The organism is uncultured Thiothrix sp. (assembly GCF_937876535.1).
Classification (GTDB): domain Bacteria; phylum Pseudomonadota; class Gammaproteobacteria; order Thiotrichales; family Thiotrichaceae; genus Thiolinea.
In genome coordinates this window covers 1-5,308 of sequence record NZ_CALFHZ010000027.1, presented here as the reverse complement: position 1 = coordinate 5,308, position 5,308 = coordinate 1, and the positions used below count along the sequence as shown (strand labels likewise).

Below are 5,308 nucleotides of genomic sequence, written 5' to 3'. Positions count from 1 at the left end.
CGGCCTTACTACAAGGTGGTGATCGCTATCAGTTGGAGGGGGTAATGAATGGGGTGGTGAGTGAGCCTGAACGTCAGTGGGCAGCGGAAAAGATTAAGGAGCGAAACCAGAAATGATGGTTTTCATTAAAATATAAGTAAAAAACTTATAAAAATACTATAATACTTATATTCAGCCTAACTAAGGTCAGTTATGAATGAAATACGCTGGAAGCCCAAAGCAGCTAAACAGCTACGGAAGATTCAACAACAAGACGCACTCACTATTATTGAGGCGGTGGAGTTGTTGCAAAACTTTCCAGAAGCGGAAAACCCTAATATTAAGCGTCTTGTGAACCATGACTATGGGTATAGATTGCGTGTAGGGCGCTATCGAGTAATGTTTGACCATGAGGGTGACATAAAAATTATCTCAATTGAGGAGGTCAAAAAACGTGATGAACGCACCTATTGAACCATCTGTACAAGTGATTCGTGATGCAGGGGGGAAACCTGCTTTTGCCGTTATTCCTTATGCTACTTACTTAAAGCTGACTCACCAACCGATTGAACAGGACACTATTCCACATGAAGTGGTAGCCCGTACTTTGAAAGAAGGTATTACCCCGATTCGTGCATGGCGCGAGTATTTGCAACTCACCCAAGCCGATATGGCTGAACGTTTGGGTATTTCTCAAAGTGCCTATGCACAACAGGAAGCGGTAGAGTATCCCCGCAAAACAACCCGTGCAAAAATTGCTAAGGCTTTGAAAATTGAGGCAAGGTTACTGGATTTTTAGGATGCGCCGTCACTTATCCATGCTTTTAATTCTTCCAGCGTAATACTCTCGGCCTGATCATCTTCGATAGCGGCCAAGGTGGTTTGATTCGGTTGATGAATGGGTTCGTGTACTTCGGTTTCTTGAAACATGGTGACTTCCCTTTAATGATCAGATCATTTGTGGAGCCTGAATTAAGTTTTACGCTCCACAAACGACTTAGCAGAGTGTAGGCGCTCTACAAAACTATACCCAAGCCGGACACGATCCGGCTTTTTCATGCCTATTTGATGTGATGGGGGCTTAAAACCTATAAAAAATTATAAATTTTTTAGCATGCACGCATAGTGCACGAAAGTGCACGAATTCGTGCAGTGAAAAAAACAGAACCCTTAGGCGGTGCGGGGTTTGGCGGGGGATTCGTGCAAGGAATTTCGTGCACGTATTTATCTGCATTGCCCCCCGCCCCGCACACGATAAATGAGGAAGTGGTGGAAACCCAAAAGGTCAAACGATTGAAGACCTTGCATTAAATTTTATTCTAAGATTTAATTAATTCATGGGCTAAGCCCTAGAGCGCGTCGTGATGACGCTTTAACCATCCTGTTACTGGAAAAGACCATGCAACATAAAACCCGCATGAGCTTCAATCATTACCTGCATACGGTGGCGCAAGCCAATCGGCTCAGTCAGGCGATGGGTGAGGCTTTCAATTACTCCCCTGAACTCCAACAGAGTTTCTATGAATTAGTAGGCGAACAAGCCGACTTCTTAAAGCAAATCAATCAAGTGTCGGTCAGTGCTCAATTGGGGCAAAAGCTGGGCTTAGGTGTCAGTAGCCCGATTGCTAGTCGAACGAATACCGATGATGAAGAACGGCAAACCCGCTATGTGGGCGACCTACAAGCGGATGATTACCACTGTGTACAGACCAACTATGACACCCATTTGAAGTACAGTCTTCTCGACTCATGGTCGCATCTCGTTGACTTTGCAACCGTCTATGCCAACCAGCTTGCTAAGCAAGTGGCACGGGATCGCTTAATGATTGGCTGGAATGGTGAACAAGCCGCAACGGTAACAGACCGTGTAGCCAACCCCTTACTGCAAGATGTGAATGTCGGCTGGATTGCCAAGACCGTACAGCAACAACCTCACCGCATGATGGGCTATGACTCTAATAGCCAAGCCAATACAGACACCTACAAACTGGGTGAAGGTGGCAAGTATCAAAGCTTAGATAGCTTAGTCTTCGATATGATCAGCAACCTCCTTGACCCGTGGCATCAAGAAGCGGAGGGCTTGGTGGTCATGGTCGGACGGGAAATCTGGACGCATCACGGTATGACCTTGCTCAATAATAGCAACCTACCCACTGAACGGAATGCCCTAGCTACTTGGTTCGCGGCTAAAACCGTGGCTGGCTTGCCCTGTATCCGTCCGCCTTATCTGCCGAGCCGTGCGGTGATCGTCACCAGTTACGACAATCTGAGCCTGTATCATCAATTGGGTAGCTTGCGGCGCACCATTCTCGATAATCCTAAGCGTGACCGCGTAGAAGAATACTTATCGGAGAATGAAGCCTATGTGGTCGAGGATTACGGCAAATTTGCCGGGGTGCGTTCCGGTGCTATCCTGTTGAAAGACGACAGCGGCACATGGGGTTAAGCCCATGCTATCGCCTGCCCAAGCGCATCGGGTGAAGGTGGAGGCGGGTTTAGAAAATAAACCCGCTCAACCGATTAACCCGCAAGCCCTGACTCAGTACCGTGCGCACCAGATTAAGCTGCAAGCCGATCAGCGCGTCTTAGCCCAGATTCGTAGTCATCAGCAGCGCCTCAAGCTTAAACGTGAGCTATTACAGAATTATGAGGATTATCTACAAGGCGTATTAGCCGGTAGCCATGAGCTGCAAGGGCGTACTGATAATGTGCTCATCTGGTGCACCTTATGGACGTTGGATACGGGGGATATACGGCGTGGCTTACAGTTGGCCGCTTGTGCCTTACAGCGAGGTATGGAAACCCCAGACGGCTTTAAACGCAGCCTACTGGAAACCCTCAGTGAAGAAGCCAGCAAAGCTATTCTACAAGCCCATCCTGTGGACTATAGGGCAGAACTGGAACAGCTTTGGCAACTCACCGAAGGTAAAGACCTGCAAGATAAAATCCGCGCACGACTGGCGAAAGCTTATGGGCTGGCACTGTTGAGCACAGAACCCGAACAGGCCGTGCAGCTCTTGAACCAAGCCCAAACCTTATGCCCCACCATTGGGGTTAAAGGTTATTTAAAACAACTGCAACAAGGGAAACCTATCGTTATGACTGAAACCCATGCAGAGGTGTTTGACTTATCGACCCGTCGAGCGGCGCAACACATCGGCGTATCCGTCCCGACTTTTCTGAAATATGCCTCACTCTATCCCAGTGAGTTGCCGTTTGTGTGTTTTGAATCCGGCAAGCATCGCGCTTTCCGCTTTAGAACCCGCGACATTGAACGCTTTATCCAGCGACGCAGCTCTAAACCTAGCACGGCATCGCTTAAAAAAAATTGAGGAACTACTCATGAAACTCACTACTGATTTTATTCGTGCCGCTGTTGAAGGCAAAACCGCCGATGGCCGCGAAATTACCGCTCTACAGATTCAACAAATGGCCGCCAGTTATAACCCCGAAGTTTATAACGCACGGATTTGGCCGGAGCATATACGCGGTATCATGCCGGATGGTTTATTCAAAGCCTTGGGGGATGTGGTGCAGGTTAAAGCCGAAGCCATTAAAGAAGGCGCACTAAAAAGCAAAATGGCCTTGTATGTAAAAATTGAACCCCATCCTGACCTGATCACGATGGTACGTAGTGGGCAAAAGGTGCATCTATCCATTGAAATGCAAGACAACTTTCCTAGTGCTAACGGGACTCACGGCGCTTACCTTGTTGGTTTAGGTGTGACCGACTCACCCGCTTCTTTAGGCACGGGGTTGATGCATTTCAGCGCCCAACACCGTACCGAATCACGCTTCTCTGAGCCAGTCGAGTTAGTACAGTTTGCCAAGCCGGATCTAAGCAATCTTGAATTACCTGCTGAACTCCAAAGCTTCAATGGCTTAATGGAGCATTTCAAGACGGAATTAGCCGATGTGCGCACCGAGCGGGATCAACTACGCGAACAGCTCAACACAATAAAGGCACAGTTCCAGCAGCAACTCACCACGGAACGGGAACAGTTTAATCAGCAGTTAGCGGCTAAAGACGACGAAATTGAAAGTTTGAAACAGCAAATTCCAGCGGATGGTTATAACTGGCGTAAGCTATTCAGGGGTGACGAGGACAAGGCGCATGTCGTGGGTAAAGGCTGGCGTTAAGGGCTGGTACTGAATACACTCATCAAGTGATGATCAATCATTAAAAGAAAAAGGGAGTCCGGCAAAGACTCCCTTTTTTGTTTCCTGATTAGTTTGCTGACCAATGAGCAGGAGTTGATAGTATGGGGGCTAGTGTCCAATCATTCAATATAAAGCCTGATGCAAAATGGCTCGAAAAGTGCCCGAATTTTCTGAATCAAATACCAGAATGGCATGCCAAGCTATTTCAAGATAGTGAAAAGATTTATGAGCCACATCCTGAGCAGTTCTTGAAAGATACCCTTCAGAGTATTCGACAAGTCTCACGTTATATGAGTGTCTATCGGCTGTCACTATTACTATTTCCTTATCCAAAGCTAGTGCTTAGGCGTAACCAGTTTAAAGGCGTTATGACGGATGCTATCCGCCACAATGGTTTTAAGGTTAAAGATTCTAGGGGGAATATCGTTACGGCGGATGCTTTCTTTGCGCTGGAGTATTTCCATGATTGTGCCTATGTCTATGTGGATTTAGAAAGCGTAGAGGATGCAGCACGGCGTGGCTGGCTGTATTCGGAGGGCTTATATGTTTGCGTGTGGCGGCGTTATGTGGAAGAGAAAGAGGCACGTTTTCAACTGCAATTTGATGAATTTAAACAAGAATTCAATGCCAGTAGTGGAAAGAGTGATGCTAAAAGTCAATATAAAGCTAAAGTCCAATTGGAGCATGCGCAATGGTTTGAGCGTTATCAGCAGCTTAGATTAGAAGCTGATCAAAGTGACGAGCATGTATCAGACAATAGGCTGTTTGAGCGTATAGCCGAAGAGTTTAAGCGCGATACAGGCACAATCAGAAGGGCAGTGAATAAGCTTTTAAATGCTTAAAAAAGTTGCGGCGTTTACGGCGTTTGCGGCAAATGCCGTGAACGCCTAAACAGCACTAAAAAAATCTGACAAAAATACTCACGTAAAAAAAAGCCTGCACGAAGCAGGCTTAAGAACAATTCCATATTATGACGAGAGTATTTTAATGCCAGCACCTATTAATAACCATTCCGAAAAATCCGCCAAACTTCCCTTGACGGTAAAACCATCACTTGCTAGCCTTAAACACGTACCCAGTGAACACACTCGGCACAACATTAAGCAAACTAATGGCGGCAATGTAAAGAACACTGAACCGCCTATGAGCGGTTTTTCTATTTCCGCTA

The 5,308-nt window shown here is 46.7% G+C and carries 8 protein-coding genes; 7 read left to right on the top strand and 1 reads right to left on the bottom strand.

Annotation, left to right across the window (positions count from 1 at the left end):
* Positions 1-192: 192 nt before the first annotated feature.
* Positions 193-453, top strand: a complete 261-nt coding sequence (locus tag Q0230_RS19010) for a type II toxin-antitoxin system RelE/ParE family toxin (RefSeq protein ID WP_298613256.1) — start codon at positions 193-195, stop codon at positions 451-453.
* On the top strand, positions 437-778 hold the full coding sequence (locus Q0230_RS19005; RefSeq protein WP_298613262.1) for a helix-turn-helix transcriptional regulator: 342 nt from the start codon (positions 437-439) through the stop codon (positions 776-778). The genes Q0230_RS19010 and Q0230_RS19005 overlap by 17 nt, the downstream gene beginning before the upstream one ends.
* Here Q0230_RS19005 and Q0230_RS19000 read toward each other — a convergent pair.
* Positions 775-909 (bottom strand): hypothetical protein, encoded by a 135-nt coding sequence (locus Q0230_RS19000; protein ID WP_298613253.1) that lies wholly within the window; start codon positions 907-909, stop codon positions 775-777. The two genes, Q0230_RS19005 and Q0230_RS19000, sit on opposite strands and share 4 nt — an antisense overlap.
* 469 nt (positions 910-1,378) lie before the next feature.
* Here Q0230_RS19000 and Q0230_RS18995 point away from each other — a divergent pair, with 469 nt between their 5' ends.
* The 5 genes from Q0230_RS18995 to Q0230_RS18975 form a co-directional block, all read left to right on the top strand.
* The gene (locus tag Q0230_RS18995; RefSeq protein ID WP_298613250.1) at positions 1,379-2,425 is read left to right on the top strand and encodes a phage major capsid protein, P2 family; all 1,047 of its coding nucleotides are present in this window, start codon (positions 1,379-1,381) and stop codon (positions 2,423-2,425) included.
* A 4-nt stretch (positions 2,426-2,429) separates the two neighbouring features.
* Positions 2,430-3,311, top strand: a complete 882-nt coding sequence (gpM, locus tag Q0230_RS18990) for a phage terminase small subunit (protein ID WP_298613247.1) — start codon at positions 2,430-2,432, stop codon at positions 3,309-3,311.
* Between the two features lie 10 nt (positions 3,312-3,321).
* A complete protein-coding gene (locus tag Q0230_RS18985; protein ID WP_298613244.1) occupies positions 3,322-4,119 on the top strand; it encodes a GPO family capsid scaffolding protein in 798 nt (265 codons plus the stop codon).
* A gap of 122 nt (positions 4,120-4,241) precedes the next feature.
* On the top strand, positions 4,242-4,982 hold the full coding sequence (locus Q0230_RS18980; RefSeq protein WP_298613241.1) for a hypothetical protein: 741 nt from the start codon (positions 4,242-4,244) through the stop codon (positions 4,980-4,982).
* 145 nt (positions 4,983-5,127) lie between these two features.
* The coding region (locus tag Q0230_RS18975) for a hypothetical protein (RefSeq protein WP_298613238.1) at positions 5,128-5,308 on the top strand (181 nt) is incomplete at its 3' end.

What these genes read in the sequence shown, in the direction of transcription:
- Q0230_RS19010 (WP_298613256.1), top strand. Translation starts at nt 193, where the DNA reads ATGAATGAAATACGCTGGAAGCCCAAAGCAGCTAAACAGCTACGGAAG.
- Q0230_RS19005 (WP_298613262.1), top strand. Translation starts at nt 437, where the DNA reads ATGAACGCACCTATTGAACCATCTGTACAAGTGATTCGTGATGCAGGG.
- Q0230_RS19000 (WP_298613253.1), bottom strand. Translation starts at nt 909, where the DNA reads ATGTTTCAAGAAACCGAAGTACACGAACCCATTCATCAACCGAATCAA.
- Q0230_RS18995 (WP_298613250.1), top strand. Translation starts at nt 1,379, where the DNA reads ATGCAACATAAAACCCGCATGAGCTTCAATCATTACCTGCATACGGTG.
- gpM (WP_298613247.1), top strand. Translation starts at nt 2,430, where the DNA reads ATGCTATCGCCTGCCCAAGCGCATCGGGTGAAGGTGGAGGCGGGTTTA.
- Q0230_RS18985 (WP_298613244.1), top strand. Translation starts at nt 3,322, where the DNA reads ATGAAACTCACTACTGATTTTATTCGTGCCGCTGTTGAAGGCAAAACC.
- Q0230_RS18980 (WP_298613241.1), top strand. Translation starts at nt 4,242, where the DNA reads ATGGGGGCTAGTGTCCAATCATTCAATATAAAGCCTGATGCAAAATGG.